The following is a 26,508-nucleotide window of genomic DNA, read 5'->3' as shown; positions in this document are numbered from 1 at the left end:
CGACCCGTCACCCGACGTCTGGGGCCGGCGGCAGATCCGGCGGGCGGCCCCGCCAGGAGCCCTGGCGCCACCGAGCGAGAAGCCCTTGCGGACCGACCTCCTCCGCGGTGAGCGCGAAGGTCCGGTGGTCGCACCACTGCCCGCCGATGTGGATGTACCCGACCCGCACGCCCTCGTCCCGGAACCCGAGCTTCTCGACGACACGCAGGCTCGGACCGTTCTCCGGTCGGATGTTCACCTCGACCCGGTGCAGGCCGAGCTCCGCGAAGCAGTAGTCCGTGACCAGGGCGACCGCCGTGGGGGTGATGCCCCGTCCAGCGACGTGTCGACCGACCCAGTACCCGATGCTCGCGGAGCACATGGATCCGTAGGTGATCGAGGAGACGGTGAGCTGTCCGACGAGCTCACCGTCGAACTCCACCGCGAAGGGCAGGGTCGTGCCGTCCCGCGCCGCGCGCTCAAGGAGGTCCGCGTACTCGGCGAAGGTCGGGGGTCGGCGATCCCTGCCGGGTCGGCCCGGCCCGTAGGCCGCCCCGCCCCGTGGCCGGTCCCGGGCACCTCCGCGCCGCTCCGTCGGCGCGGGAGTCGTCGCCTCCCAGGGATCCAGCCACGCGCTGTTCTCGCCTCGTAGCGCCAACCACTGCTCGCCGTCGGAGCGACGCAACGGGCGCAGGAGAAGAGAGCCGCCCGGGGGCTCGCCCAGCGAGTCGTCCCGGAGCATGACGGGCCAGTAGGGGGACCGACCGAAGAGTCGCACCCTCACCCCTCGAGCACGAGGCAGTGCACCCGGTCGCCGAACCGCACCTCGGACTCGTCCTCCGGGACGACGGCGAGGGCGTTCGCGGCGGCGAGGTGCGTGACGGAGAGCTCCTCGAGACGGGTCGGATCACCGACCGGGGTGACGTGATAGCCGTCCTCCGGGGTCCCGACGAGTGTTGCCGGCACGAACTGCCTGATCCCGGCGGGGCTGCGCCAGCCCACGGACGCGTGCGCGGCCACCGAGGGTCGGAAGATCTCGGTGTAGCCGGCCATGGCCCGCAGCGCCGGACGGACGTACACCTCGTACGACACCTGGGCGGCGACGGGGTGGCCGGGCAGCGCGAACACCGGCACGGTCTCCCCGTCGGACCCACCGATCCCGGCGCGGACGGTGCCGACTCCCTGGTTGCGGCCCGGGAGCATCGCCACGTGGTCGAACCGCACCTCGCCGAGCTGCGCCAGCACCCCCCTGAGCGTGTCGTTGGTTCCCTCGCTCAGGCCCCCGGTCGTCAGGAGCAGGTCCGCACGCACGAGCTGGTCCTCGATCGAGTCCCGCAGCTTCCCCTGGTCGTCGCTCACCGGCGGGACCTGGATGGCGACCGCACCGGTGTCCTGCACCGCGGTGCGCAACGACGGTCCGTTGGCGTCGAACACGCCGGGCCGGCTCGACCCGGGGAGCACGAGCTCGTCGCCGACGGGGAGGATGACGACCCGCGGCGCGGGGTGGACCCGGATCCTCGCGTACCCGAGGCTCGCCGCGAGCGCGAGCTGCCGCGCGTCCAACCGCGTCCCGGCCCGCAGGGCGACGTCGCCCGCGCGCACGTCGGCGCCCGCCGCCCGGACGTTGCTCCCCGGTCCGAACGTGCCCGAGATCCGCACCCGGACGTCTCCCCGGTCCGTCGCCGACACGGGCACGAGGGTGTCCGCGCCGACGGGCATCGGCACACCAGAGCTCACGCGGACGCTCTGCCCCGGCGCGAGGCGGAAGGGCTCGTCGGCCGCCGACCACACGTCGTGCACGACGGGCAGCACGGGAGCCTCGCCCGCGCCCGTCCCGAGGTCCTGCGAGCGCACGGCGTACCCGTCGCAGGTGGCCGTGGCACGGGGCGGCACATCCTCCGTGACGACGATGTCCGCCGCGAGGATGCACCCGGCTGCGTCGGTGAGCACGACGTCGAGCGCAGGGACCGGCTTCGCGACCGCGAGCACCGCGGCGAGCTGGTCCTGGACGCTCCTCATGCCGCTCCGCTCGTCATGCAGCACAGGCTAGTCGAGAACGCCCGGGGGGTCGGCCCGCGGTCCCAGAGGCACCATCTGCACCATTTTCACGAGAATCCTTGAGACACTGTGTGCATGAGCGGTCCAGTGCAGCCCTACCCGATCAACGGATCACTCGAAGCAGAGGACGCCAAGAGCGCACTGCGGAGCGCGATCCGAGCAGCCCGCGAGTCGCGCAGCGAACGACGGCGGGCCGAAGCCGCGCGGCTCCTTACCGCGACCGTGCTGACGATCCCCGAGGTGCGGGACGCCGGAGTCGTGGCGTTGTACACCTCACGCACCCACGAGCCCGGGACGCTGCCGCTCATGGACGAGCTCGACGACCTCGGCAAGCGGATCCTCCTGCCGGTCCTCGGTGCCGGGCTGCAACGGGACTGGGCGGAGTACGCGGGGCTGGACGACCTCCTGCAACGCGCGCCCGGCCGGCCGCCGGAGCCGAGCACCCCGCCGCTGGGCATGTCCGCGCTCGAGATGGCCGACGTCGTCATCGCACCGGCGCTCGCGGTCGACACCGCCGGCACGCGGCTCGGCATGGGCGGCGGGTGGTACGACCGGACGCTCGTCCACGTCCGTCCGGGTGTCCGCGTCATCGCTCTCGTCTTCCCCGAGGAGGTCTACGACGCCTCGGAGCGTCCGCTGCCCCACGAGCGCCACGACCGCCCCGTCGACGGGTTCGCGACCCCGTCCGGCTGGGACTGGGTGCCTGGACGGGTCTGAACGCTGCGTCCGTCACGGGACGAGCATGAGCTCGTCCTGCGCCGCCTCCTCCACCGCGTCGGGCGAGAACGCCCAGGTGTACGACTCCCCCTGCGCCCACGCAGAGAGCTGGTCCGCGTAGTGCGGGCTGGCCGGGTGACCTGAGACTCCGGTGACGACGACCCAAGTGGACGCGTCGAGGTCGTCGAGGTCGACGACCATCCGCATCGACGGTCCCGACGTCACGTCGAACGTGCCGGTGGAGGCATCCCAGCTCGTGGCGTTGACGATCGACGAGCCTCCGCCGAGGTCGACCGGAGACGGGTTGACGAACGTGCGCACCAGCGCCGGCACGGACCCGCCCCCGAGGACGGGGTGCTCCGGGGCCAGCCGGTGCAGGCGACCCCACTCCCACTCCTCGGCCTCGCTCCCGAGAGACGTCGTGAGCGAGGCGCGGGCCGTCACGAGCGCCTGGGTGAGGATCTCGTCACGGGTCTCCACGACGTTCACCGTCGTGCGGTCGTCCCACCACGCGCTCGTCGGGTCGTCGAGGCGTAGGCGGACGACCTCGAGCCAGCGGCTGCTGCCGTCAGGGAGCGCGGAGTCGGGCAGCTCGTCGTGGAACGTCAGGACGAGGAGCTCTGCCCAGACGGCGGAGAAATAGGCCGCCGCTGCGGAGTCCGCAGCCTGGGTGTAGTCCCAGTCGACGAGGAGGTCCTGCCCTGCCCGGTCGAACGCGTTGGGGATCTTCTGCTCGAGGAGCGTCGGGACGAGGAGCTCGGCGTACGGGTTGTGCTCGTCGTTCTGGATCGCGGCCATGGTCTGCGTGGTCAACGGTCGCCCAGCCTCGATCTCGGCCGCGAGGAGCTCACGGATGCGCTCGGACCGGAAGCCGTGGTCCCAGTCGAGAGCGAGGAACGGGCCCGCGCCCGCCGGCGCCACGGCCTGGTTGGCGGCGACGATGAAGCCCTCGGGGGGGTCGAGCACCGCAGGCATCGCCGCACTGTCGACGTATCCCTGCCAGTCGTACCGGCTGTCCCAGCCGGGTCGCGGCCATGTTCCGTCGGAGGGCAGCACCCCCGGCACCTCAGCACGGACGGGGATGCGGCCGGGCGCCTGGTACCCGATGTGTCCGTCGACGGTCGCGAAGACGATGTTCTGCGACGGGACCTCGAACAACGCCGCCGCCGCCGCGATGTCGGCCGCGCTCGTGGCGAGATTGAGCGCGAAGACCGCCTCTGCCGTGCGTCCGGGCGTCAGTGCGGTCCACCCGAGCGACACGGCGACGGGACGGCCGCTCGACGCGGTCTCTTCGGTGGGCACGCCGCCGACGGCGCTCACCTCGAGGACGTCGGAGATGATCGGCCCGTGCACGGTCGAACGCACGTCGATCTCGACGTCCGTGCCGCCGTTGACCTTGATGGTCTCCGTGCGGGTGGTGAACGGGACGATCGTGCCGTCGCGCTCGTACCCGTCGTCCACGACACGCTCGACGAAGAAGTCGGTGACGTCCGCGCCGAGGTTGGTGATCCCCCAGGCGAGCGAGGAGTTGTGCCCGATGATCACGCCCGGGAACCCGGCGAAGGAGAAGCCGCCGACCTCGAAGGGGCACTCGTCCGACACCTCCGTGCAGTGGAGTCCCACCTGGGACCAGATCCCCGGGGCTGCGAGCGCGAGGTGCGGGTCGTTGGCCAGCATGGGCAGACCCGTCTCGGTGTGCTGGCCCGACACCACCCAGGAGTTCGACCCGACGCCCTCACCGCTGCCGACGAGGACGGGGACGGCGTCGACGGCGCGCGCGGCGGAGGTGATGGCGGCATCCACGGCGGCGTCGTCGGCGTACCACTGGTCGTCGGCGGCGGGGGGCGCATCCTCCTGGGAGTCGTCGGCGAGCCCTTCCGCCGCGGCGGCCTCCGCGAGGGCCTGGGCCGTGGCGACGTCGAGGTTCGCCTGGGCAGCGGGCCCGTCGAGGATCGGTGGGTTGGTCGTCTCGGGATAGGCCGGGAAGAGCTCCTCCACCCGGGCGACGTCACCGATGCTCAGATAGCTCTGCGCCCGGTCGAGCTCGTCGTCGTAGTTCCCCCGCAGGTCCCATGCCATGGCCTTGAGCCAGGCGAGCGAGTCGACGGGGTCCCACTCCTCGGGCTCCGTCACCGTCACGCGCGCGCCGAGGACGGTGTACTCGAACGCGAGGTCGTTCGCGTCACGGGTGCCGAGGTAGCTGTTGACGCCGTCGGCGTACGCGGACAGGTAGGCCTTGGTCTGCGGGTCGAGGAGCTCCCACTCCTGCTCTGCGACGTCGCGCCAGCCGAAGGTGCGGATGATCGTGTCCGCCTCGATGGCGGTCTCGTCGTCACCGACCAGCTCGGCGACGCGGCCCGCCGTGACGTGGCGCCGGTAGTCCATCTCGAAGAAGCGGTCCTGGGCGTGGACGAACCCCTGTGCCATGAAGAGGTCGGCGGAGGTCGTGGCGTAGATGTGCGGGACACCCTGCCCGTCCCGCACCACCCGGACGGGATCGGTGAGGCCGCTGACCGTCAGCTCACCGTCCGTCCGCGGGAGCGGCTCGCGCGTGATGACGACGGCGGCGACCACGGCCGCGAGGAGGGCGAGGAACAGTGCCCCCGCGATCCCGACGAGGGAACGGCGGAGGTAGACGTTGCGACGGGACACGCCCCGAGACTACTGCGTCCCCTCATGGCCCGCCTCGCCACGAGACCTGTCCGTCCTCGTCGCGCACCGGCGTATCATTAGCACTCAGCCGCTGCGAGTGCCAAGCCCTCCCGCGGCGTCCGAACACCTCTCGCGGGCAGCTGCCCGCGCCATCTCCGAGGAGAATCCGTGCCCCTCTACGCGTACACGTGCACCGCGTGCGGTCACAGCTTCGACATCCAGCAGTCCTTCGCCGACGACGCGCTCACGGTCTGCCCGGAGTGTGCCGGTCGGCTGCGGAAGGTGTTCTCGCCCGTCGGCGTGGTCTTCAAGGGCTCCGGCTTCTACCGCACGGACAACAAGGCGAAGTCGAAGCGCTCGGGGGACGGCGCCGGACGGTCAGGCTCGTCCGACTCGACGTCGAGCACCTCGGGGGCGTCGGCCGGATCCTCGTCGAGCACCTCCACGTCCGGCGACTCCTCGACGTCTGGGACGTCTGGTGGGGCGTCGAGCGCGTCGACGTCCGGTGGCTCGTCAGGGTCGAGCAGCGCGTCGGTTCCTGCCTCGTCCGGCTCCTCCTCCTAGACCCCGCCGTGCGGGGACTCCGTGCACGGAGTCCCCGCACACACAGCGCGTCCGCCTCACAGCGTCTCCCCCACAGGTGCGCACCCCGGCCCACGCACCCACAGCACACTGCGCCGGGGCCGGAGGTGCGGTGCGCCGCTCGTACCGTCCCGTGCATGACGACGCTCCCGTCCCGCTCCTCGCCGTTCCCACGCGCCCGACGCCGGTGGCGCTCCTGGGTGTGGAAGCTGCGGTTCCTCCTTGCGGCATGCCTCCTCGGCGTCGCAGCCTCCGTGACCGTGCACCAGCTCCGGCCCCCGCCCCCGCACACCCAGCCGATGATCACTCTCGCGGCAGGTGTACCCGCCGGTCACGTGCTCACCCGCAGCGACGTCCGCGAGGTCCGCGTGGCACCCGACGCTGTCCCCGGCGACGCCCTCGGTACGGCTGCTGAAGCCGTCGGGCGGACCGCGACTGTTGCCCTCGCGCCGGGGACCGTCGTCAGCGAGACCGTCCTCGCTGCGCCGGACATCACGTCCTCGGTCCCTGCAGGATCGGTCATCGCCGCGGTGCGGCTCGCCGAACCGGCGCTGCGGGCGGTGCTCGAACCCGGGGTGCGGGTGGACCTGCTCGCACCGAGCGTCGCCGCACCCGACGACCGGGGTTCGTCAGGCGCGGCGACGTACCTCGCCCGGCGGGCGCTCGTGCTCCCCGTGCCGTCCCCCAGCACCGACACGGGCGAGAACGCGGGGATCTCGCTCGGTGGCGCGGCTGCTGACGACACCCCGTCGGACCTGCTCCTCGTGGCGGTGTCCGCGGAGGAGGCCACCTTGCTGGCCAACGTCACCGGCTGGACGCCGATCAGCGCCGTCCTCGTGCAATGATCGATGTCTGGAGACGGGAGAAACCATGAAGAACGTGCTCAACGGGTTCAAAGAGTTCATCATGCGCGGCAACGTCATCGACCTCGCCGTCGGCATCGTCATCGGTGCGGCGTTCGCGTCGCTCGTGGAGAGTTTTGTCGACGGGTTCATCGGGCCCCTCATCGCCGCCGTCTTCGGCCAACCGAGCCTCGACGGATCGCTCGAGCTGACGATCAACGGGGCGGTTTTCCGCTTCGGGCTGATCCTCACCCAGCTCATCAACTTCCTCATCGTCGCTGCCGCGCTCTACTTCTTCGTCGTGCTGCCCCTCAACAAGCTGCAGAACCTGCGTAAGCGCGGTCTCGTCGACGAGCCGGAGGCGCCCGCGGAAGATGTCATCCTGCTCCAGGAGATCCGCGACCTGCTCGCGGCCCAGCGCGGGACGGGTCCGAGCGGACCGGGCACGGCCGGGACGGACCAGGGCACCGGGCGGACGCCGCCTGCGCCCCCGGCGCAGCCGACCGGGTACTGACGGACCGTCACTTCGCTCGCGCGGCCCGTCGGGCCCGGTTCCTCACCAGTGCGGCGGAACGTCCTCGGCGAGGCGTGCGTCGTTGGAGTCGGCGCGCGCGTCCCGCTGCGCGGACTCCTCGTCCGACGACGCGTCCCAGGGCGCCGGTCCGTCTGCGGCACCAGGGACCTCGGCGCCCTCCCTGACCACCCGGCGGTGGCCACGTCGGCGCCGCGGCACCGTCTCGTCCGGCGTCGGATCGATCGGGGCCGGATCGACCGGGGCGCCGGGGTCGTGCGCGCTCACCCGGCCGTCCTAGCCGTGGTACCGGCGGACCGCGCTCGAGACCGCGGTGTCGACGCGCGCGCTGCGCCTCGTCACCCCCAGCTCGGTCCGCACCTCGAGCCCGAGCTGCTCGTGGTCGCGCTCCACGCCGTCGGACACGATCCACTCGACGAGCTCGTCCAGCTGGTCGTCGCCGTACGCGGCGATCGGGAGACCGGGCTCCACGTCGGGGCGAGGGCCGCGCGCCGACGGCGCCACGGTGCCGGCCTCGCGGGCGCCTGTCTCGACGACCTCGTCGGCAGCTGCCGGCACGACGACCGGGGCCGACGGGTCGACGAGGTCGCTCTCTCCTGAGCCGTCGTCCGCCGCGGCGAGTTCGGCGAGCGCCTCCCCGGTCACGCTGCTCACCATCGGCAGGGCTCCCGTCACGGGCTGCCGGGCCGCGCGGCGTCGCGCCTCGATCTCGAAGACGGCTTCGCGGATGCGGTTGGCCTGCCGCTCCGGGTCGAGGAACAGCGCCACGGACCACACCTGGACGACGTGCCAGCCCAGCCGCTCGAGACGCTCGGCACGCTGACGGTCGCGGACCCGGATGCTTCGCTCGGCGATGTAGGCGTCGTCGTCGGTGAGGACGGCGACGAGAAGCTCCCCGGGCAGGTCAGGGTGGCCGACGACGAGCGGGATGTGCTCGCCACCCGGTGCACCGTGCTGGGTCTCGACGGTGAGCCCGGTGCGCCAGAGCCGCTCGGCAAGATCCACGAGGAGCCGGTCCGGCTGCGGTCGGGGCGCCGTGGTGCCGACGCCCTCGGCCCCGATGTCGGTCGGCCGGTTCTCCGCGAACTCCAGGAGTGCGCCGAGCAGCTTCGCCCCGTCGCCCCGCAGCCGCTCGGGGTCGAGGTCCTGCATGCCGTAGCACGCGACGACGGAGAGCCTGCGGCGTGTCGCGCCGAGTGCGTTGAGGAGCAACGCGTCGCCCGTCGGGCCGGAGATCTCGCCGAAGCGGTGGAGCACGCGACCGTGCGGGGTGCGCCCGAACCCGAGCGAGAAGATCACCGCGTCGCGGCTGAGTCCGGCGACGCCCATGAGGTCGGCGACGACCACCGGTTCGCGTCGGCGCGGGTCGAAGAAGGTGCCGAGGGCGGCGTTCTGCCGGACCTGTGCGAGCAGCGCGTCGCGGATGCGGTCCGCGTGCACCCGGGACCCGGCGACGACCGCGAGGGATTCCTCGGGGCGGTCCAGCGCGTGGTTGATGGCGAGCTCGACGACGCGGTCGACCTCGGCCTGGGTGGACTCGACGGCGCCGGACGACGAGTCGGGCATCCCGGTCCCGTCGACGACGTCGAACGTCACGAGCTGTTCCGCCGACGGCAGGGGCATGGGCCGCAGCACGCCCGCATACCCGTGCTCGATGAGGAAGGAGGTCAACAGGGGGTCGCGCCGTGACGCGTCACCAGCGAGGGCGACCGTGGGAAGCAGGCGGGAGAGGTTGCGCACCGCTTCTCCCGACGCACACCGCGCGTCGCCGACCACGACGACCTGCCGCCCCCGGGCGATCGCCGAGAGGACCGACTCGACGGGCAGCTGCTGCACCGCGTCGAGGATGACGAGGTCGACGGTCCGGTGCGCCGGCAGCAGGTGCGGGACGAGCGTCGGCGTCGCGATGAGGCAGGGGCGCAGCTTGCGGATGACGTCGCCGAAGTCGTCGTTGGCGGTGCGGATGCTCGCGAGCCGCTCCTCGACGAGCTGGGCGAACAGGCCCTCGGCCTGGTCACGGTTGTCCCGCAGCGCACCGTGCAGCTGGTGGACCGCTGCGGCGCGGATCGGGGTGGCGAGGGACTCGACATGCGCACGGTCGAGCTGTCGGAACCGCTCGGCGAGCATCTCGATGCCGTGACCGTCGACGCCGGCGAGGTCGGGGTCCGCCGCGATGATCTGCTCGAACACCGAGCTCCACCACGCGAGGTCGAGCTCGGCCTCGACGACCGCGAGGTCCACGCGTCGGGCAGCGAGGTCGTCGAGCAGGTCACGGAGCCCGAGCCCGACGAGCCGACGCTGCAGGCGCGTACGCTCCGGCAGCTCGGCGAGGGCACCCCTGTCGTCCAGCAGGCGCTGCAGGCGCTCGGTGAGGTCACCGAGGGGCGCCGTGGTGAGGTCCTCCGCGCCGGGCGTGGTAGCCAGCACCGTGCCGAGGACCTCGAGGTCGGCGACCACCGACGCGTAGGTCGCCTCGATCGTGTCGAGGCGCTCGGGCAACCGCGGCCACCCACCGCTCTGTGAGTGCGCGGCCCACGCGTCGCGCTGCTTCTGCACCTGCAGGAGGGCCGTGTGGAGATCGGGCACCCGCGTCCCGGGGCGCAGCATGTCCTTGGCGCGCCGCACGAGACGTCGGCGGTGCAGGCGTCGCATCTCGATCCCCTGGGCGGCGCGCCACTGACGGGTGGCCGTCGCGGCGACGAGGTCGTCCGCCGTCCGCTCGAACACGAGAGGCTGGAAGACGTCGAGCGTGGAGCGCATCCCGTCGAGCATCCGTAGCTGCTCGCCCCACTGGGCGAGCGTGCGCGGTGTGACGAGCCCGGTGTCCTCCGCGACGGCAGCGACCTGGGTGCGCAGGTCGCGCAGCGTGACGTCGAGGAGCCGCTCGATGCGGGTCACGGCGTCCTGCGCGACCTCGTCGGTCTCGATGTCCGCGCCGTACCAGGGCGTGGACGCTGGTCGCAGCGTGAAGCCGTCGAGGTCCGCGAGACGCACGAGGTCGGCGCCCACCGTGGGGCGCACGGCGGCCACGCGGCTCACCGTCGCCGCGTCCAGGCGCGTGGTCGTGGACGGCGCAGGCCGCTCGGCCGTGAGGCGCGCGAGCGCCTGCAGCGCGTCGTAGGCGGAGATCCCCCACGGCTGGCGGACCTCGTGGAGCGCGTCGATCATCCGCGCCAACCGGGAGCGCGTCTCCACGAGCTGGAGGCGTGTCTCAGCGATGGCTGCGGCGTCGACCGGTGGCGGCTCGAGCGTCATCGCCCCGAGGAGACGGCGCGAGACGGCCGTGCGCCAGCTCGGGTTGGGCGTGACGTCGAGCAGCAGGTCGTCGAGGCCCAGCTCGGCCAGCCGGACGGTCAGCGCGTCGGCCGCCCGCCGGTGCCCGGGCACGTAGAGCACGCTCCGACCGATGGCCGCCGCCTCCGCGACGACGGCTGCCACCGCACCCGTCGAGTCAGCGCCGACGGGCGCGTCGACGAACAGGTGGCTGCCGCTGGCGAGCGCATCGAGCACCCGCCGACCCGAGGGGTCGAGGTCCCCCACGCCACGCTCCATGTTGGGCTCGGCGTCCTCCGCCCGGACGGGCGGCAGCGGGTGCCGGAGCGCGTCGGCCGAGGGACCGTCCCCCGCGAGCGCAGCGATGATCTCGTGCCGCTCGAGGCCGACGGACAGGTCGTCGAGATCATCGACGAGCATCTGGCCGGGATGGACGAACGTGCCGACGAGCAGCTTGTCGGCGAGCGTGAAGTCGTTGAGGACGGCGCCACCGAGGGAGTTGATGCGGTCGAGCGCGGTGGAGGGGTCGAACCCGGAGCCGGTGAAGGCGCCGCGGGCCAGCGCGGCGGGGTCGAGCAGCGCCCCGCGGGAGCGCAGCGCGCGGGAGAGCACGGGGTTGATCTCCGCCGTCGGCTCGAGGGTGAGCTCGTAGTCGGTCTCGCCGCCGCCCCGGGCGTGGATGCTGATCGGGCGCAGGAGCACGGGTGCTCGGACCGTCCGGCCGACGCCCCGGCCGGACGTCGTCGTCGGCGCGGGCGCCGCCGCGTCGTCGTAGGCGGAGCGGCTGCTCACCGTGCCGCTGCCCGTCGCACGGGCGAGCGCAGCCATGTCGTCCGCGGCCTCGTCGACCGTGTACTCGGTCCAGGTGGCGACACCGATCGCCAGGTAGGTGGGCGCGACGCCGTACCGCTCCGCCTGCTCCTGCGAACGCTGGGACACGGCGCGGGCACGACGTCGCGCCACGGGCAGCGACCCACCCTCGCGGAAGATGTTCGCCAGGCGGGTCCCCCGGCCGGCGAAGAGCTGCGCGATCCCGGAGGGGTGCGCCGCCGTGAGGTCGAGGACGGCGTCACCGAGGAGACCGACGTCGGCAAGGCTCGACCCGCCGGCCAGGGCGACGAGCGTGGTGCGCCACCCCTCGACGGCTCGGTGGACGAGCTCCGCCGCGCTCGGTGGCCGGACGACCGTGGGCGCCGGAGCGGGCGCTGGTGTGTCCGCGTCGTCGCCGGGCGAACGGGTCGCCATCGTGTCGCTGGTCATCTCGGCGGGTTCCTCCGACTGGGTGTGGTCTCGCGGACTCGTGGCGTGCGGGGTCACCGCGGCACGTCGCGTACCCGGCGCCTGATCGCGTTCGGGAGCAGTCACCCTGGCACGCTAACCGCTGGCCGTGCCCGCGGGCGATTGGCGCGCCGACGAGACCTGAAATGGCACCGCACGAGGACCGTCCGGGCGCTCCGTGCACGGTGGCCGGCGGCATTCGACGGGGGCGACGGGCCGGGGCGCCCCGGCCCGATCGCGCCGCCCGTCCGGCGGCTCGGCCTGCGGTCCGGCGGACGGTACGAGAACAGTGCGTGCCGCGCAGGGGGCAGGCGGCACGCACTGTCGTGGAAAAGTGTCCATGTTCACGTACCGGGAGTCAATGAGCACGGACCCGCAGACGTCAGGAACACCAGCACGTCACGGGCCTCACAGCACCCAGGACTGCCGCAACGGCTTCGTCACCGGCTCTCCGGCCACCGTCAGGTAGCCTGGACCCGCTCACGCGCCCGTAGCTCAGGGGATAGAGCACCGCTCTCCTAAAGCGGGTGTCGGCAGTTCGAATCTGCCCGGGCGCACACGTCAGAAGTCGGCACGATCTCGCCGCTCCGGCTCGTCACCTCGTGACCCAGCAGGCGCCGGACAGCTCCAGGTCCGCACCCGCTGCTGTGCGCCTCCACGATCCCCGGAGGGGCCGAGGCGTCATTCGCACGCGGGAGCTGGCGCAGGGGTGGGGTCAGCGCCAGGCTCAGGCCGCGGGCCGTAACGCTCCTCGAGGTCCGCCCACCACTTCTGCGGCCCGACGTCCTCCTTGGTGGCCGCGTCGTTGAAGTTCTCATCCGTTCGCTGCACCCTCAGACGGATGTCGGTGTCACGGCCCATCCAGAGGATCGCGGTGGCTTGATCGAAGACGCAGAAGAGGTCTGCGCTGTCCTCCACCGTGAGGGTGGCGCTGTAGTAGTCACCATCGGTGAGGTTGACGACGTAGGACACGTTGGACTCGACGACCTGGTCCATCGCCTCGATCTGGGCGAAGAGCTCGGTGTCCGGCACCGGCCCCTCAGGGACGCCGTCGACCCGGCTGGAGTCACACGCGGCGACTGTGGCGAGGACGAGCGCGGCGGCGAGCACCATGGACGTGCGGGGCCCCGGGCCGATCCCTGGCCGGCTCATGGCGTCGGTCGGATCTCGTAGCGGTTCACGGACGACTCCGCGTCGGGGTCGAAGAACTGGTCGTTCCGCTCCTGCCACGCGACGATGCTCGGGTCCGAGGATCTGTCGACCTGCGCCCCGGTGGACCTGTAGACATCGGTGCCGTGCGTGGCGAGAGGATCATGCGTCGTCATGACGGGTGCAAGGTCCCGCTCGACCGTCACCCAGTTGGCCCGGTCGGGGTTCTCCCGGCCGTCGAGCATCGGCACGATGTCCTGGTCGTGCTCGAGGGCGAGCACCGAGACGTTGTCGGGGATGTCGAAACGGGCGATGGGGGACCCGCCGGTGACGATGCTCGTGACGTTGAACTCGGCCGTGAGGGCGGGGTCGGACGCCATCGCAGCGCAGACCATGCCGCCCTGGCTGTGTCCGGTGAGCATGACGGGCTCGCCGGGGTTGATCCCGGCATCGCGCATCGCCTGGGCGATCTGCGCGCGCATCACCGTGTCCTCGCCGCTCATGAGGTTGACGTTGGTGGAGAAGTCGACGGGGTTCGCCCCGCGGACGACGCCGAGCTCCTGGGTGCCCGGCACCTGGACGATGTGCGAGACGGAGCCGTCGGGGTTGGTCGTCGTCGTGATCTGGATCTGCGCGGCGTGCTCGCCCAGATCCTCCTGCTGCCTGAAGACGTCCGCCACCGAGCGTGGGGCCACCATCTCTGGGTCCCGGTCGGTGACGAGCTCCGGCGCGAAGTCGCCCTCGTCGTGGAACGCACCGAAGAGCTGCCCCCCGGCGACGAGCCCGCCGACGGCGTCCTCGTAGTCCCCCGAGGGCCAGCGCCCACCGGAGAGCACGAACGGCAGGACAGGGCCGAGGACCCCGACTGCTGCGCCCTGGAGCAGCCACGGCGCGCTCGTGATCGCCTGGTCCATGAGCCACGGGTTCTCGAAGAGCGTCTCGAGGGCCGCTTCGCCGATCGCCTCCCGGTTGAGGTAGGCGGTCCCGCCGAGCGCGAGGGCGAGCATCGGGTTGGCGGCGAGGAGGACGCTGGCACCGGCGGCCATCCCGGGCAGGGCGAGGCCGAGGGCGAAGCCACCGACGGCGTGCAGTCCCTGGTACACAGCCTGCTGGGTCGCCTCGATGACCTCGTACGACAGGACAGTGCCTTCGAGCACGAGGGCGGAGCCTTCGAGGAGGACGCTCACCGGGAGAAGACCGCTGGGACCTGTGGCTGCTGACCCGAGCGCCAGCTCGGCGGTAGCGACCTCGAGGGGGCACAGGAGCGCCGCTTCGAGGATGTCGGGGTCGAGGAGGAGCTTGGCGACGTCGTCCGACCATGCGCGCACGTCGTCACCGGCCGTGTCGAGGACCCGCGCCTGTGCCAGGAGGTCCGCGTACGTCGCTCCGACGCCTCCGGCCCCACCGCTGACCTCGATCGTCATGCTGCATCTCCTGTCGTTCGCATGATCGCGTCGAGCCGTCCTGCAAGGTCGAACAGGACGATCCGAGCGATGTCCTGCGGGGAGCGAGGTGTGTGGACCACCATGCCGTCGCGGTCGCGTGCGAGCTCCACCCATCCTGCGGCGCAGCGCACGAGGGACAGCACGCTCGTGCTGTCCCGTCCCGCGCTGCGCGAGCTGATGACGAGGCTCCCGTCCATCGTCGCCACGGCCGCCTCGACGACGGGCGGGGCGCTCTCGATCCCGAGGTCGCGACAGATCGCCTCGACAAGAGCCGTGTCCCTGGTCCGCAGGCCACGGGCGAGGGCGATCGTCAGCTCCTCAGGCACGACCGCAGCCGGTGCCTCGATGGAGACGGGCGCCGGCGGGACGAGCCGCAGCACCTCGTCGAGGAGCCTGGACAGCGGGAAGGCGCTCACCTCGACCCCCGCGCGCACGCGGGCGCCGGTCGCGCCCGCGGCGGTCACGTCGAGCCCGCGAACCATCGACGACGCGACCTGCCCGTCGGTCCACATGGTCGAGAGGATGCCGCGGTCAGCGGCGACCGCAGCCACCTCGATCTCGAGGACCGACGCGCCGCGCATCTGGACGGCCTCGAGCAGGGCATCGTCGATGTGGACGTCCGCATCCTCGTCCTCCTCGCCGAGGAGTCCGTCGGGCTGGGCCCACTGCGCGGTGGCCGCGTCACCGCAGGCATCGAGCACCGCGCGCCACTGCGACTCGCTCATCGCTCGGCGCAGCGCACCGTCCTGCTCCTCCAGGGCGATGACGGCGCTCATGTGACCTTGTCCTTGATCTCGCCGAAGACGTCCTTGGCGACGTCGACCCACTCCGGGCTGCCCACCGGAGGCAGCGAGGCGGCCTTGTCGACGAGCTCCTGTGCGGTATCCCTGGCGGCGTTCTCGGCGTCCGTGAGCTCGTCGCGCGCCCACCCCCAGAGGCGCCCGAGCGTCGACCTCGCACCGTCGATGGCGTCGTTGACCGCGTTCATCGCACGCTGGATGAACTCCTGGCGCTCTTGGAGGGCGTCCGCGAGCGCGTCCAGAGCGTCGGCAGCAGCATCCATCTCGTCACGCGCACCAGCGATCGAGAGCGAATGCTCGGCGAGGCGCTCGCGGTAGCGGTCGGCTGCCGTGCTGACCCACTGGACGCCCGATCCGGCTGCGACCGTGTCCCGTGTGACCTGCACGTCCAGCGCCCATGCGCGCAGGGCGCGCGCCGTGTCCCGGATGTCGTCCGGATCCCCCCCGATGGCCATGGCGTGACGGTAGCGAGGCCCCTCCACGACGGTCGATGGGGCGAAGTCCCCACTGACCTGCGAGGACGACCGGTCGAGGATCCGCACGGGTGCGCATCCGTGGCCGTCCACCTGCGACAATCGCGGCATGAGCGACTCGTCGACGACACCCGAGACCAGCGCGGCGGCTCCGCACGGCGCCTCCGCCCCCGAACCCGCCCTGTGGATCGAACGAACCGGCACCCGACGCTACGTCGGGCGCTCCGAGCGGGGCGGCGTCGTCGAGATCGGCGGCGCCGAGGCGCCAGGGACGTTCACACCCGGCGAGCTGCTCAAGGTTGCCCTCGCCGGTTGCTCAGGGCTGACCTCGGACACTGTCTTCGCGCGGCGGCTCGGCGACGACTACGCCGCGACCATCCACGTCGCCGGGCGCAAGGATCTCGAGGAGGACCGCTACCCCGCGCTCGTCGAACGTCTCGAGGTCGACCTCTCGGGGCTCGACGACGGCGCACGAGAGCGGCTCCTCACCGTCGTGCGCCGCGCGATCGACCAGGCGTGCACCGTCGGGCGGACCCTGACCACGGGGACTACGGTCGAGCTGAGCATCGAGTCCGTGCCGTCGGCTCCGCCCGCCGGCTGATCCCCCAGGAGACCATCCGTGGCGCACACCCCCCGCAAGCCCACCGCGCTGCCGCGCACGCCCTACATCGACGCTGCTCTCGACCGGGCCGTGACGATGCCCACCACGACGATCCGCGCGCACGTCGACTCGCTGCGCCGCCGCAACCCCGAGGCCGGCCCGCAGCAGATCATCGACCTGCTCACCCGGGAGTACCGGCTCGTGCTCCAGAGCGCGGGCGGTGCGGTCGGCGCCGCCGCCGCGGTCCCCGGGATCGGGACAGGGGTCGGCCTCGCGCTCAGCTCGGGTGACATCGCGACGTTCTTCGCCGCGTCGGCGGCGTACGCGCTGGCCGTCGCGGAGGTGCACGGCATCGAGGTCACCGACGTCGAGCGGCGCCGGGCGCTCCTGCTCGCGACGGTGCTCGGCGACGCCGGCGCCGAGACCGTCATGGACGCGTCCGGCAAGTCCGCCGCAGCCTGGGGTACCGCGCTGGTGACGACCATGCCGACGAGCACCCTCAAGCAGGTGAACTCGACGCTGACCAAGCGGTTCATCAAGCGGCAACTCGCGAAGCAGGGCTCCCTCGCCCTCGGCCGGGTCATCCCCTTCGGCATCGGTGCGGCCATCGGCATCGCCGGCGCACGGACGCTCGCCAGGACGGTCGTCGAGCAGGCGACCGCCGCGTTCGGACCCGCACCGCGAACCTTCGTCCGGCCTGCCGTCATCGAGGCATGACCCGGTCGGTGCGCGAGCAGCGGTTCCGCGCGTCGCGCGTCGTCCCGTTGCCCGCGCCCGACGCGTTCCGGCTCGTCGCAGACGTCCGCCACCATCCACGGTGGATCCCGCTGACGACAGCGTGCTGCCCGCCGGCACCCGACGGGCCGCTCCCGGTCGGGACCCGGTTCGTCATGCGGTCCCGACCGATGATCACGGACGAGATGGTCGTCGTCGCGCTCGACGCGGTCGGGCCGACCCTGAGCACGACGTTCCGCAAGACCGGATCCCTGCTCCGCGGCACCGCGGGGATCATCGTGGAACCGGTCACCGCCCGGTCGAGCCGCGCGACATGGTGGGAGGACGTCCACCTCGCCGGCCGTGTGCCCCCCGCAGTGACCCGCATGCTCGTCGGACCGTTCCTCGTCGCGATGACCACGTACGCGTTGCGGCGCGTCGCCCGCGAGATCACCCGAGCAGACCCCGGCTGACGGCGGGAGCGCACCCCTCGCCCGGCATCGCCGTTAGTCTTCACCGCACACCCTCCACCACCCCCAGGAGACCCCATGCCCACGCAGCAGACCCGCCGCTACCTCATGTGCCGCCCCGACTTCTTCACGGTGAGCTACGAGATCAACCCGTGGATGAACAAGGCGCACCCCACCGACACCGCCAAGGCCGTCGCCCAGTGGGAGCGGCTGCGAGACACCTACCTCGACCTCGGGCACACGGTCGAGCTCATCGACCCGATCGAGGGCTTGCCGGACATGGTGTACGCCGCGAACGGAGCGACGGTCGTCGACGGCCGTGTCTACAGCGCCCGCTTCACCTACCCCGAGCGCCAGCCCGAGGGCCCCGCCTTCATGCAGTGGTTCGCCGACCGTGACTTCACCGTGCACGGCGCCGTGCAGCGCAACGAAGGTGAGGGCGACATCCTCGTCGCGGGACGGCACATCCTTGCCGGCACCGGGTTCCGGACCGACCCCGCCGCCCACGCCGAGGCGGCATCGCTGTGGGGCCGTGAGGTCGTCACGCTCGAGCTCGTCGACCCGCGCTTCTACCACCTGGACACCGCGCTCATCGTCCTCGAGGGCAGCGACGGCACGGGAGCGGGCCAGGTGGCCTACTACCCCCCGGCCTTCTCCCCCACCAGCCAGGAGCTCCTCGCCGACCTCTACCCCGACGCCGTGCGCGCCGTCGAGGCCGACGCCGTCGTCCTCGGCCTCAACGGAGTGAGCGACGGTCACCACGTGGTGCTCAACCCGCGGGCGACGAACCTCGTGGGCGAGCTCACCGACCGCGGATACGACCCGATCGGGGTCGACACCTCGGAGCTCCTCCTCGGGGGCGGCGGCGCGAAGTGCTGCACCCTGGAGATCCGCGTCTGAGCATGCCGCGCGAAGAATCCGGCGAAAAGGTGTAGTCAGGACGCGCTGACGGGACCACGATGGGAGGATGACCGACCTCGCTATCGAAGCCCAGGGGCTCGTCAAGCACTTCGGCACCACGCGTGCCGTCGACGGGATCGACCTGCGCGTACCCGCAGGAACCGTCTACGGCGTCCTCGGACCCAACGGAGCCGGAAAGACGACCGCGGTCCGGATGCTCGCGACGCTCCTGCGACCGGACGCGGGCACCGCCCGCGTCCTCGGGCACGACGTCGTCGCTGACGCCGATGCTGTGCGGACACGCGTCGGCCTCACGGGCCAGTACGCATCCGTCGACGAGGACCTCACAGCCACCGAGAACCTCATGATCCTCGCGCGCCTGTACGGGTTCAGCCGGATCGCCGCGCGCCGACGGAGTGCTGATCTCCTCAGTGCCTTCGACCTGAGCGAGGCGGCCGGCAGGCAGGTCAAGACGTTCTCGGGCGGCATGCGCCGACGCATCGACCTCGCCGCGAGCCTCGTCATGAGCCCCGTGGTGCTCTTCCTCGACGAGCCGACCACCGGGCTCGACCCGCGCAGCCGCAACGACGTGTGGGACATCGTCCGGGTGCTCGTCGCCGACGGCGCCACCGTGCTGCTCACCACCCAGTACCTCGAGGAGGCGGACCAGCTCGCCGACCGTATCGCCGTGATCGACCGCGGAAAGGTCATCGCCGAGGGAACGGCCACCGAGCTCAAGAGCTCGGTGGGATCAGGAACCGTCTCCCTGCGCCTCGCCGACTCTGCTCACCGCGAGGCCGCCGTGACGATCGTCGCCGAGGTGCTAGCCGTCGGCATCGAGGACGTCACGGTCGCAGCCGACCCGTACGCGTTCTCGGCGCGCGTGGACAGCTCCCCGGAGGGACGCGCCCGGGCCCACGGGATCCTCGTCCGGCTGCACGACGCGGGAATCCACGTCCCGGAGTTCTCGCTCGGCCAGCCGAGCCTCGACGAGGTCTTCCTCGCCCTCACCGGCCAGCCGGCCGCCACGGACACCGCCTCCGAGGAGAACACGTCATGAGCCGCACCGTGACCGCGTCACCGCCCACCCCCAGCACCCTCCGCGATGCGGTCGCCCTCGACGTCCGCCCACCGCGGCCGTCCGTGGTCGCCCAGACCCTCACCTTCGCGTGGCGGGCACTGCTGAAGATCAAGCACGTTCCCGAGCAGCTGTTCGACGTCACGCTCACGCCCGTGATCTTCACGCTCATGTTCACCTACCTCTTCGGAGGCGCGATCGCCGGGGACACCGCGACGTACCTGCAGTACCTGCTGCCCGGCATCCTCGTCCAGACGGTCCTCATCATCACCGTCTACACGGGCTTCACCCTGAACACCGACATCACCAAGGGTGTCTTCGACCGGTTCCGCTCGCTACCGATCTGGCGCCCCGCGCCGATCGTCGGTGCACTCGTCGGCGACACCGTCCGTTACACGCTCGCGTCCACGGTCGTCGTCGCGCTCGGCCTCATCCTCGGCTACCGGCCGGAGGGCGGAGTGCTGGGGACCCTCCAGGCCGTCGTGCTGCTGCTGGTCTTCGCGTTCGCGCTCAGCTGGATCTTCACGATCCTCGGGCTCGTCATGCGCACCCCCAACGCCGTCATGGGGGTCTCGATGCTCATCCTCATGCCGCTGACGTTCGCGTCGAACATCTTCGTCGACCCCGACACCATGCCGTCGGCACTCCGCACGGTCGTCGGCCTCAACCCGGTCTCAGGGCTCGTCACCGCGATCCGGGGCCTGATGAACGGCGGGACGGACTACGGCGCGGTCGTGGGGGTGCTCGTGGCCTCCGCCGTGATGACCGCCGTCTTCGCGCCGATCACGATGCACCTGTACCGCACGCGCAACTGACGCCCGGCGTGCGCGATGCAGGGTCAGACGGCCTGCTGCGCCTGCTTGCCCTGGCTGCAGTGCCTGTTGACGACCATCACCGGGCACTCGGAGTGGTGCAGAACAGCCTGGCTGGTGGAACCGAGGAGCAAGCCGGCGAACCCGCCCCGGCCACGCGACCCGACGACGACGAGGTCGCTCGCCGTCGAGAACTCGCTGAGGAGCTCGGCGCCCGTGCCGTCGAGCACGATCCGTCGGATGCTCATGCCAGGGTTTGCTGCCTCTGCCTCGTCGACGATCCGGTTGATGCCCACGGCGATGTCCGCGAGCACCTGCTCGTGGTCGACGGCCGCGGGCAGCCACGCGAGCAACCCGGACCCTGACCCGACGGGCACGCCAGCCACGGCCACGAGCTCCGCGTCCCACAGTCGCGCCTGGTCGATCGCCGCCTGGAGCGCGCCGTGCGCCCACGGCGACCCGTCCACGCCGACGACGATGCGTCGGGCAGGCTTGACGACCGCCTCGCTCTCCCCGCCCCGGAGCGGCACCACGACCGTCGGACAGTGACCGTGGGCAGGCAGCGCGGACGAGACGGTGCCGAGCAGACGCTCTGCGAAGCCACCCCGGCCGCGGGTCCCGACCACGGCCATGGACGCCTGCTTGGACATCTCGACGAGCACACCTGCGGCGTCTCCCGTGGCGACCTGTGTCGTCACGGTGACACCGGCTCGCTCCGCACGCGTGCGGGCCTCCTCGAGCACGACCCGGGCGCCCTCCTGGATCGCGGAGTCGTCCAGGGCGGCGTAGCCGCCGTCGAGCGAGGCCGCGGCGAACGACGGCAACGAGTAGGCGCACACGATCGTCAACGGGCGGCTCGCCCGAGCGCCCTGGGCGACCGCCCAGTCGAGCGCATGCAGGCTGGACTCCGAGCCGTCGATCCCGACGAGGATGGGACCACTGTGGGACATCGTCGCTCCTCCTTCGTTGGAGATGACGGCGGAGGCGCCGTCATCGACCCTCTAGGCTCCGACCTTACCCGCACGCGGCTCGGCGACGTCCAGAGCGCTCCGCCCCGGCAGTCGCTCCGGACAGCACAAGAGGCCCGAGCCGCGTGAGCAGCTCGGGCCTCTCAGGTGCGCGTTGGTCAGCCGACCCGCACGAAGGTGGGGTTGGACTGCCAGATCTCACGGAACTGGACGGTCTTGCCCGGCCGAGGAGCGTCGATCTGGGTGTTGCCACCGGCGTAGATCGCGATGTGCCCGGGGGTCCAGATGAGGTCGCCGGGCTGCGCCTGGTCGCGTGAGATGACGGTTCCGGCCTGGCCCTGCGCGCCGGACGTCCGCGGCAGGCTGATGCCGGCCTGGGCGAACACGTACGCGGTAAACCCGGAGCAGTCGAAGCCGTCCGGCGTCGATCCACCCGACACGTACGGCACACCCACGTAACGGCTGGCGATGTCGATGATCGAGCTCCCGGCAGCGGATGCCGGAACCTCGGCAGCAGCAGCCTTGGGGGCTGCCGCAGCAGTCTCGGCGCTAGGAGCCGTCTCGGCCGAGGCGTCGACGGCGACCCGCTCGGCGGTCCGCGAGGCGGCGGGGGCCTGACGAACAGGCTCCGGCTCCGGCTCGGGCTCCGGCTCAGGCGCCGGCGTCACGGCGATGACGCTCTGCTCGACCGTCCAGGCGACGTCCGCGGCGGCAGTGACCGCGGGAGCGGTGCTCAGCGCGGAACGTGCCTCGGTGGTGAGTGCCTTGATGTCGACGCTGTTCGCGGCGGAGCTCGACGCCGGCGACGCGGACGCAGGAGCTGCACCCATCATCGAGACGAGGAGACCCGACGATGCTGCGACGAGAGCGGTACGACGGCCAACCGTCGCAGCGTTCTCTGATGCAGCAGAAGCAAGCATCGTGAGCGGCGTGATAGGCCGCTGTGCCGCACGGTGGCGGGCACGGGTCGTACTAGTGGTCACGTTCTCTCCAAGACGCCTGCGAGGTCAGCTGTCGGGTTCGGGTAGGAGAACACCCGGCCGTCCGGACGCGAGGTCCGTGCGGCTTCACCCCAAGGACGCTGTGAACAGCGCCCGAATTTGGGTCCCCCGTCCCTGCCAGCGGGTCGTAGGCAACCTTGAGCGGTGGCAGGGTTAGGCGTTCCGCTCAAGCTCTCCAAGAGCGTCAGCCCTCGAAGCAATCTGAAGATACATCAGATACCCGCGGTATGTCACGCTCCGATCACGCCCGATTTACGGCGCTCATGGCATGACGCCAGGTCAGGCCCGGAATGTGATCTACGACTCAACGAAGATGTGCCGGGAGACCTCGTCGGGAAGGTCGAGGACGATGGGCGCGCCCTCGGACGTGACGGTGATGCTCCGGCCGTCGTCGGACCGGCCCACCGCGATCGTCCCGCCCGGGGTGACGCCGGCGGAGGCGAGGCGGGCGAGGAGCTCGGTGTCCGTCTGGAGCGGCTCTCCCAGCCGGGCGACGACCGCCTCGAACGCGCCCCCCTCGGGCACACCTCCGGCCGCAGACCTGACCGCGAGGAGAGACTTGAGGGACGTCACGCCCTCGAGGAACCCGACCGCCTCGGTCTCGTCACCCAGCTCGGCCAACCCCGGGATCGGGTTGCCGTACGGCGAGTACTGCGGGCGACCCAGCAGGTCCACGAGGCGCCGCTCCACGCGGTCGCTCATGACGTGCTCCCACCGGCACGCCTCGTCGTGCACGAACTCCCAGTCGAGACCGATCACGTCGGTGAGGAGGCGTTCCGCGAGGCGGTGCTTGCGCATGACGCGCATCGCCTTGCCGTACCCGAGCTCGGTGAGCTCCAGGTGACGGTCTCCGCTGACCACCACGAGGCCGGCGCGCTCCATCCGGGCCACCGTCTGCGACACCGTCGGCCCCGAGTGCCCGAGGCGCTCCGCGATCCTGGCGCGGAGCGGCACGATCCCCTCCTCCGCGAGCTCGTAGATCGTCCGCAGGTACATCTCGGTGGTGTCGATCAGGTCGCTCACGCGTTCCTCCAGTGCGTCGCACAGCTTGGTCCGTCTCTGCCGGACAGCCTATCTCGCAGGCATGCGCCCCTGCGGGTCGCCCGCGACCCCGCACACCCACGCACGCCGCCCCCGCGGCGGCGCGTAGGGTGGTGCCGTGACTCCTGAGGCGCCCCGGATCCCCGCCGACCTTCTCCCCCGCGACGGCCGCTTCGGCAGCGGCCCCGGCAAGGTACGTGATGCCCAGCTCCAGGCCCTCGTGGCGACAGGGCACACGCTCATGGGGACCTCGCACCGACAGCCGCCGGTGAAGAACCTCGTGGCGCGGGTGCGCAGCGCCGTCGCGGACCTGTTCGAGATCCCTGACGGGTACGAGGTCGTCCTCGGCAACGGCGGGTCGACGGCGTTCTGGGATGCTGCTGCGTTCAGCCTCGTGCGCACCCGCGCGGCCCACGCAGTGTTCGGGGAGTTCGGGCAGAAGTTCGCGTCGGTCACCGCCGGGGCTCCCTTCCTCGAGGAGTCGCACGTCACGACGGCCCCACCCGGTTCGATGGTGCTGCCCGACGCCACGCCGGACGCCGACGTCTTCGCATGGCCGCACAACGAGACCTCGACGGGAGCCATGGCACCGGTGCGGCGCGTGCCGGGCACCCAGGGGGCGCTCACCGTCATCGACGCGACGTCCGGCGCCGGCGGGCTGCCCGTCGACATCACGGAGACCGACGTCTACTACTTCGCACCGCAGAAGTCCTTCGCGTCGGACGGCGGCCTGTGGCTCGCCGTGATGTCGCCCGCCGCCATCGAGCGCGTCGAGCAGATCCACACGAGCGGCCGGTGGATCCCGGAGTTCCTCTCGCTGCACAACGCCGTGACGAACTCCCGCGCGGACCAGACGCTCAACACCCCCGCCGTGGCCACCCTCTTCCTGCTCGCGGAGCAGCTGGACTGGATGCTCGGCCAGGGCGGCCTCCCGTGGGCGACCGCACGCACCGCTCAGTCGGCCGCACACCTCTACTCCTGGGCGGAACGTCGGCCGTGGGCCACGCCGTTCGTGACGGACCCCGCTGTGCGCTCCTCCGTGGTGGGCACGATCGACCTGGCGGACGACGTCGACGCCCCGGCGATCTCGGCGGCGCTGCGCGCCAACGGCGTCGTGGACGTCGACCCCTACCGCAAGCTCGGCCGCAACCAGCTGCGCGTGGCGATGTTCCCGTCGGTGGAGCCCGACGACGTGCTGGCGCTGACGGCCTGCATCGACCATCTCGTCGAGCACACCGCCTGAGCGAGGTCCCGCCGCGCGCCGCTGTCAGGCGCCGGACTGACCGTCCTTCGCCTCCTGGGCCGTGAGCCTGTCGGCCAGGTCTCGTCGCGCCTGCGCACCCGGAGCACCGGGCCCGCCCTCTCCGGCCCCGGGATACGTCACCGCGAGGTGCGGGCGGTGGAAGACCTGGTACCGCACGGTGTAGTTCCAGTTGCGGGAGGTCCACACCGCCGCCGCGACGGAGACGACCAGCGCGCTCACGGAGCCGATCCCGATGGACCATCGCGGGCCGAACTCCTCGGCGATCCACCCGACGATCGGTGAACCGATCGGGGTCGCCCCGAGGAACACCATCATGTAGAGCGCCATGACCCGGCCACGGACCGCGGGGTCGACGGACATCTGGATGGTGCTGTTCGCCGCCGTCATCATGGTGAGGCTCGCGAGCCCCACCGGGATGCACGCGACGGCGAACGTGGCGTAGGTCGGCATGAGAGCCATCACGGCGGTCGTGATCCCGAACGCGAACGCCGAACCGATGACCAGACGCACCCGTGGGCGCTCACGCCGCGCCGCGAGCAGTGCCCCGGTGAGGGAACCGATCGCAAGGATCGACCCGAGCACCCCGTACTCCCCCGCGCCCTTGCCGAACTCCTCACGGGCCATGACGGCCGACGTCAGCTGGAAGTTCAGACCGAACGTCGAGACGACACCGACCACCACCATGATGACGATGATGTCGCTGCGCCCCCGCACGTACCGGATGCCCTCGCGGATCTGCCCCTTGGCGCGTGACGCCACGGGCATCGCGTGGAGCTCGCTCGTGCGCATCCTCGTCATGGCGACGATGGTCGCCGCGAACGTCACGCCGTTGATGATGAAGACCCAGCCAGGCCCCACCACGGCGATGAGCAGCCCCGCGACGCCGGGCCCGACGAGGCGCGCCGCGTTGAAGGACGCGGAGTTCAGACCCACCGCGTTCGAGAGCTTGCCCGCCGGGACCATCTCGGCCACGAACGTCTGCCGTGCGGGTCCGTCGAACGCCGACGCGCACCCGAGCAGGGTCGCGAAGATGTAGACGTGCCACAGCTCGGCGTGGCCGAGCAGCACGAGCGCTCCGAGCGCGAGGGCGAGGAGACCCATGGTTCCCTGCGTCACCATGAGCAGCTTGCGGCGGTCGAGCCGGTCCGCCAGCACACCTGCCCACGCCGACAGGACGAGGGTCGGGACGAACTGCAGCGCGGTGACGATCCCGACCGCGATCCCGGAGTCGTCGGACAGCACGGTGAGCACGAGCCAGTCCTGTGCCACGCGCTGCATCCACGTGCCGACGTTCGCCACGAACGCCGCGCCGAACCACAGCCGGTAGTTGTAGTACTTGAGAGAGGAGAAGGTCGGGCTCATGCGCTGGCGATCCTCGTCAGGAGGGTGCACGCCTCGGCGAGGACGGCACGCTCGGCCTCGGTGAGCGCCTCGAGCTCGTGGGTGAGCCACGCGTCGCGCCTCCGGCGCGTCTCGGTCACCTCGGTCCGCCCGTCGTCGGTGAGGTCGACGACGACGAGGCGGCCGTCGGCCGGGTGCCCCACCTTGGTGACGAGCCCCAGGTCGACGAGCGCGTTCACCGTGCGCGTCATCGACGGCGGACGTATGCGCTCGTGCTCCGCGAGTGTTCCGGGGGTCATCGGCCCGTGCCGCTCGAGCGAGGTGAGGACGGCGAGCTGTGCCTCGGACAGCTCGGCGTCGCCGCGTTGCGCACGGAGCTGGCGGGCGACCCGCGCGACGGCCACGCGGACCTGTCCGCCCAGCGTGCTGGGGGTGCAGGCGTCCGTCTCGGTCATGGTTCCACCGTATCTCATTACCTTAGGTAATGAGATGAGAGTGGGTCCCGCCCGGGAGGGGTTCGACCGGACGCGTGCGAGGG

At 71.7% G+C, this 26,508-nt stretch carries 25 protein-coding genes, 1 tRNA gene and 1 riboswitch; of the genes, 12 read left to right on the top strand and 14 right to left on the bottom strand.

Annotated features, from left to right (window positions below; all coding sequences use genetic code 11):
• Window positions 1-7: 7 nt before the first annotated feature.
• Together AC54T1_RS13800 and AC54T1_RS13795 are read right to left on the bottom strand one after the other, a co-directional pair.
• A complete protein-coding gene (locus tag AC54T1_RS13800; RefSeq protein WP_496912322.1) occupies window positions 8-721 on the bottom strand; it encodes a GNAT family N-acetyltransferase in 714 nt (237 codons plus the stop codon).
• A gap of 38 nt (window positions 722-759) precedes the next feature.
• The gene (locus tag AC54T1_RS13795; protein ID WP_484345853.1) at window positions 760-1,998 is read right to left on the bottom strand and encodes a molybdopterin molybdotransferase MoeA; all 1,239 of its coding nucleotides are present in this window, start codon (window positions 1,996-1,998) and stop codon (window positions 760-762) included.
• 114 nt (window positions 1,999-2,112) lie between these two features.
• Between AC54T1_RS13795 and AC54T1_RS13790 the strand changes: the two genes are divergently transcribed.
• Window positions 2,113-2,754 carry a 5-formyltetrahydrofolate cyclo-ligase gene (locus AC54T1_RS13790; protein ID WP_484345854.1) on the top strand — a complete coding sequence of 214 codons (642 nt, stop codon included), beginning with the start codon at window positions 2,113-2,115 and terminating at the stop codon, window positions 2,752-2,754.
• A gap of 12 nt (window positions 2,755-2,766) precedes the next feature.
• Here AC54T1_RS13790 and AC54T1_RS13785 read toward each other — a convergent pair whose 3' ends face one another.
• Window positions 2,767-5,406 (bottom strand): penicillin acylase family protein, encoded by a 2,640-nt coding sequence (locus tag AC54T1_RS13785; RefSeq protein WP_496912289.1) that lies wholly within the window; start codon window positions 5,404-5,406, stop codon window positions 2,767-2,769.
• Window positions 5,407-5,574: 168 nt separating this feature from the next.
• On the opposite strand from AC54T1_RS13785, the gene AC54T1_RS13780 reads away from it, so the two are divergent.
• The 3 genes from AC54T1_RS13780 (at window position 5,575) to mscL (ending at window position 7,344) form a co-directional block, all read left to right on the top strand.
• Window positions 5,575-5,970, top strand: coding sequence for an FmdB family zinc ribbon protein (locus AC54T1_RS13780; RefSeq protein WP_496912288.1), 396 nt, complete (start codon window positions 5,575-5,577; stop codon window positions 5,968-5,970).
• A 155-nt stretch (window positions 5,971-6,125) separates the two neighbouring features.
• On the top strand, window positions 6,126-6,833 hold the full coding sequence (locus AC54T1_RS13775; protein WP_484345857.1) for an SAF domain-containing protein: 708 nt from the start codon (window positions 6,126-6,128) through the stop codon (window positions 6,831-6,833).
• 25 nt (window positions 6,834-6,858) lie between these two features.
• Window positions 6,859-7,344 (top strand): large conductance mechanosensitive channel protein MscL, encoded by a 486-nt coding sequence (gene mscL, locus AC54T1_RS13770; protein WP_484345858.1) that lies wholly within the window; start codon window positions 6,859-6,861, stop codon window positions 7,342-7,344.
• Between the two features lie 42 nt (window positions 7,345-7,386).
• Here the strand turns inward: mscL and AC54T1_RS13765 are convergent, their stop codons facing one another.
• Window positions 7,387-7,629 carry a hypothetical protein gene (locus tag AC54T1_RS13765; RefSeq protein WP_496912287.1) on the bottom strand — a complete coding sequence of 81 codons (243 nt, stop codon included), beginning with the start codon at window positions 7,627-7,629 and terminating at the stop codon, window positions 7,387-7,389.
• 9 nt (window positions 7,630-7,638) lie between these two features.
• Window positions 7,639-11,895, bottom strand: a complete 4,257-nt coding sequence (locus AC54T1_RS13760; protein ID WP_496912286.1) for a PDDEXK-like endonuclease domain-containing protein — start codon at window positions 11,893-11,895, stop codon at window positions 7,639-7,641.
• Window positions 11,896-12,397: 502 nt separating this feature from the next.
• Between AC54T1_RS13760 and AC54T1_RS13755 the strand changes: the two genes are divergently transcribed.
• Window positions 12,398-12,470: transfer RNA gene (locus AC54T1_RS13755), tRNA-Arg, on the top strand.
• 124 nt (window positions 12,471-12,594) lie between these two features.
• On the opposite strand, the gene AC54T1_RS13750 is transcribed toward AC54T1_RS13755, so the two are convergent.
• From AC54T1_RS13750 to AC54T1_RS13735, 4 genes are read right to left on the bottom strand one after another with little or no spacing between them, the layout of a single operon-like run.
• Window positions 12,595-13,065, bottom strand: a complete 471-nt coding sequence (locus AC54T1_RS13750; protein ID WP_496912285.1) for a hypothetical protein — start codon at window positions 13,063-13,065, stop codon at window positions 12,595-12,597.
• Window positions 13,062-14,486 (bottom strand): alpha/beta hydrolase family protein, encoded by a 1,425-nt coding sequence (locus tag AC54T1_RS13745; RefSeq protein WP_496912284.1) that lies wholly within the window; start codon window positions 14,484-14,486, stop codon window positions 13,062-13,064. Before AC54T1_RS13745 ends, AC54T1_RS13750 begins: the two co-directional genes overlap by 4 nt.
• Window positions 14,483-15,283: a hypothetical protein gene (locus AC54T1_RS13740; RefSeq protein WP_496912283.1), complete on the bottom strand. Its 801-nt coding sequence runs from the start codon at window positions 15,281-15,283 to the stop codon at window positions 14,483-14,485. The genes AC54T1_RS13745 and AC54T1_RS13740 overlap by 4 nt, the downstream gene beginning before the upstream one ends.
• Complete coding sequence (locus AC54T1_RS13735) at window positions 15,280-15,762, bottom strand: hypothetical protein (protein ID WP_484345864.1); 483 nt, start codon at window positions 15,760-15,762, stop codon at window positions 15,280-15,282. Before AC54T1_RS13735 ends, AC54T1_RS13740 begins: the two co-directional genes overlap by 4 nt.
• Before the next feature lie 127 nt (window positions 15,763-15,889).
• On the opposite strand from AC54T1_RS13735, the gene AC54T1_RS13730 reads away from it, so the two are divergent.
• The 6 genes from AC54T1_RS13730 (at window position 15,890) to AC54T1_RS13705 (ending at window position 20,358) form a co-directional block, all read left to right on the top strand.
• Window positions 15,890-16,381, top strand: a complete 492-nt coding sequence (locus AC54T1_RS13730; protein WP_496912282.1) for an OsmC family protein — start codon at window positions 15,890-15,892, stop codon at window positions 16,379-16,381.
• 18 nt (window positions 16,382-16,399) lie between these two features.
• Window positions 16,400-17,098 (top strand): hypothetical protein, encoded by a 699-nt coding sequence (locus AC54T1_RS13725; protein ID WP_484345866.1) that lies wholly within the window; start codon window positions 16,400-16,402, stop codon window positions 17,096-17,098.
• Window positions 17,095-17,568 (top strand): SRPBCC family protein, encoded by a 474-nt coding sequence (locus tag AC54T1_RS13720; protein ID WP_496912281.1) that lies wholly within the window; start codon window positions 17,095-17,097, stop codon window positions 17,566-17,568. Before AC54T1_RS13725 ends, AC54T1_RS13720 begins: the two co-directional genes overlap by 4 nt.
• Before the next feature lie 75 nt (window positions 17,569-17,643).
• A complete protein-coding gene (gene ddaH / locus AC54T1_RS13715) occupies window positions 17,644-18,465 on the top strand; it encodes a dimethylargininase (RefSeq protein WP_484345868.1) in 822 nt (273 codons plus the stop codon).
• A gap of 67 nt (window positions 18,466-18,532) precedes the next feature.
• Window positions 18,533-19,525 (top strand): ATP-binding cassette domain-containing protein, encoded by a 993-nt coding sequence (locus AC54T1_RS13710; RefSeq protein WP_484345869.1) that lies wholly within the window; start codon window positions 18,533-18,535, stop codon window positions 19,523-19,525.
• A complete protein-coding gene (locus tag AC54T1_RS13705; RefSeq protein WP_484345870.1) occupies window positions 19,522-20,358 on the top strand; it encodes an ABC transporter permease in 837 nt (278 codons plus the stop codon). Before AC54T1_RS13710 ends, AC54T1_RS13705 begins: the two co-directional genes overlap by 4 nt.
• A 23-nt stretch (window positions 20,359-20,381) precedes the next feature.
• Here the strand turns inward: AC54T1_RS13705 and AC54T1_RS13700 are convergent, their stop codons facing one another.
• From AC54T1_RS13700 to AC54T1_RS13690, 3 genes are all read right to left on the bottom strand, one after another.
• Entirely contained in the window at window positions 20,382-21,305 is a 924-nt protein-coding gene (locus AC54T1_RS13700) for a universal stress protein (RefSeq protein WP_484345871.1), read from the bottom strand.
• Window positions 21,306-21,481: 176 nt separating this feature from the next.
• Window positions 21,482-22,306: a C40 family peptidase gene (locus tag AC54T1_RS13695; RefSeq protein ID WP_496912280.1), complete on the bottom strand. Its 825-nt coding sequence runs from the start codon at window positions 22,304-22,306 to the stop codon at window positions 21,482-21,484.
• A riboswitch (cyclic di-AMP (ydaO/yuaA leader) is annotated at window positions 22,305-22,468 on the bottom strand. Its footprint overlaps the gene before it by 2 nt.
• Window positions 22,469-22,621: 153 nt before the next feature.
• Window positions 22,622-23,347, bottom strand: a complete 726-nt coding sequence (locus tag AC54T1_RS13690) for an iron-dependent transcriptional repressor DtxR (protein ID WP_484345873.1) — start codon at window positions 23,345-23,347, stop codon at window positions 22,622-22,624.
• A 136-nt stretch (window positions 23,348-23,483) separates the two neighbouring features.
• Here AC54T1_RS13690 and serC point away from each other — a divergent pair, with 136 nt between their 5' ends.
• Entirely contained in the window at window positions 23,484-24,608 is a 1,125-nt protein-coding gene (serC, locus tag AC54T1_RS13685) for a phosphoserine transaminase (protein WP_496912279.1), read from the top strand.
• Between the two features lie 24 nt (window positions 24,609-24,632).
• On the opposite strand, the gene AC54T1_RS13680 is transcribed toward serC, so the two are convergent.
• A complete protein-coding gene (locus AC54T1_RS13680) occupies window positions 24,633-25,991 on the bottom strand; it encodes an MFS transporter (protein ID WP_496912278.1) in 1,359 nt (452 codons plus the stop codon).
• Window positions 25,988-26,425, bottom strand: coding sequence for a MarR family winged helix-turn-helix transcriptional regulator (locus AC54T1_RS13675; protein WP_496912277.1), 438 nt, complete (start codon window positions 26,423-26,425; stop codon window positions 25,988-25,990). The genes AC54T1_RS13680 and AC54T1_RS13675 overlap by 4 nt, the downstream gene beginning before the upstream one ends.
• Window positions 26,426-26,508: the final 83 nt, after the last annotated feature.

The organism is Sanguibacter sp. Z41_6, from assembly GCF_059621145.1.
The sequence above is the reverse complement of the archived record's forward strand: the minus strand, read 5'-3'. Positions and strand labels throughout refer to the sequence as shown.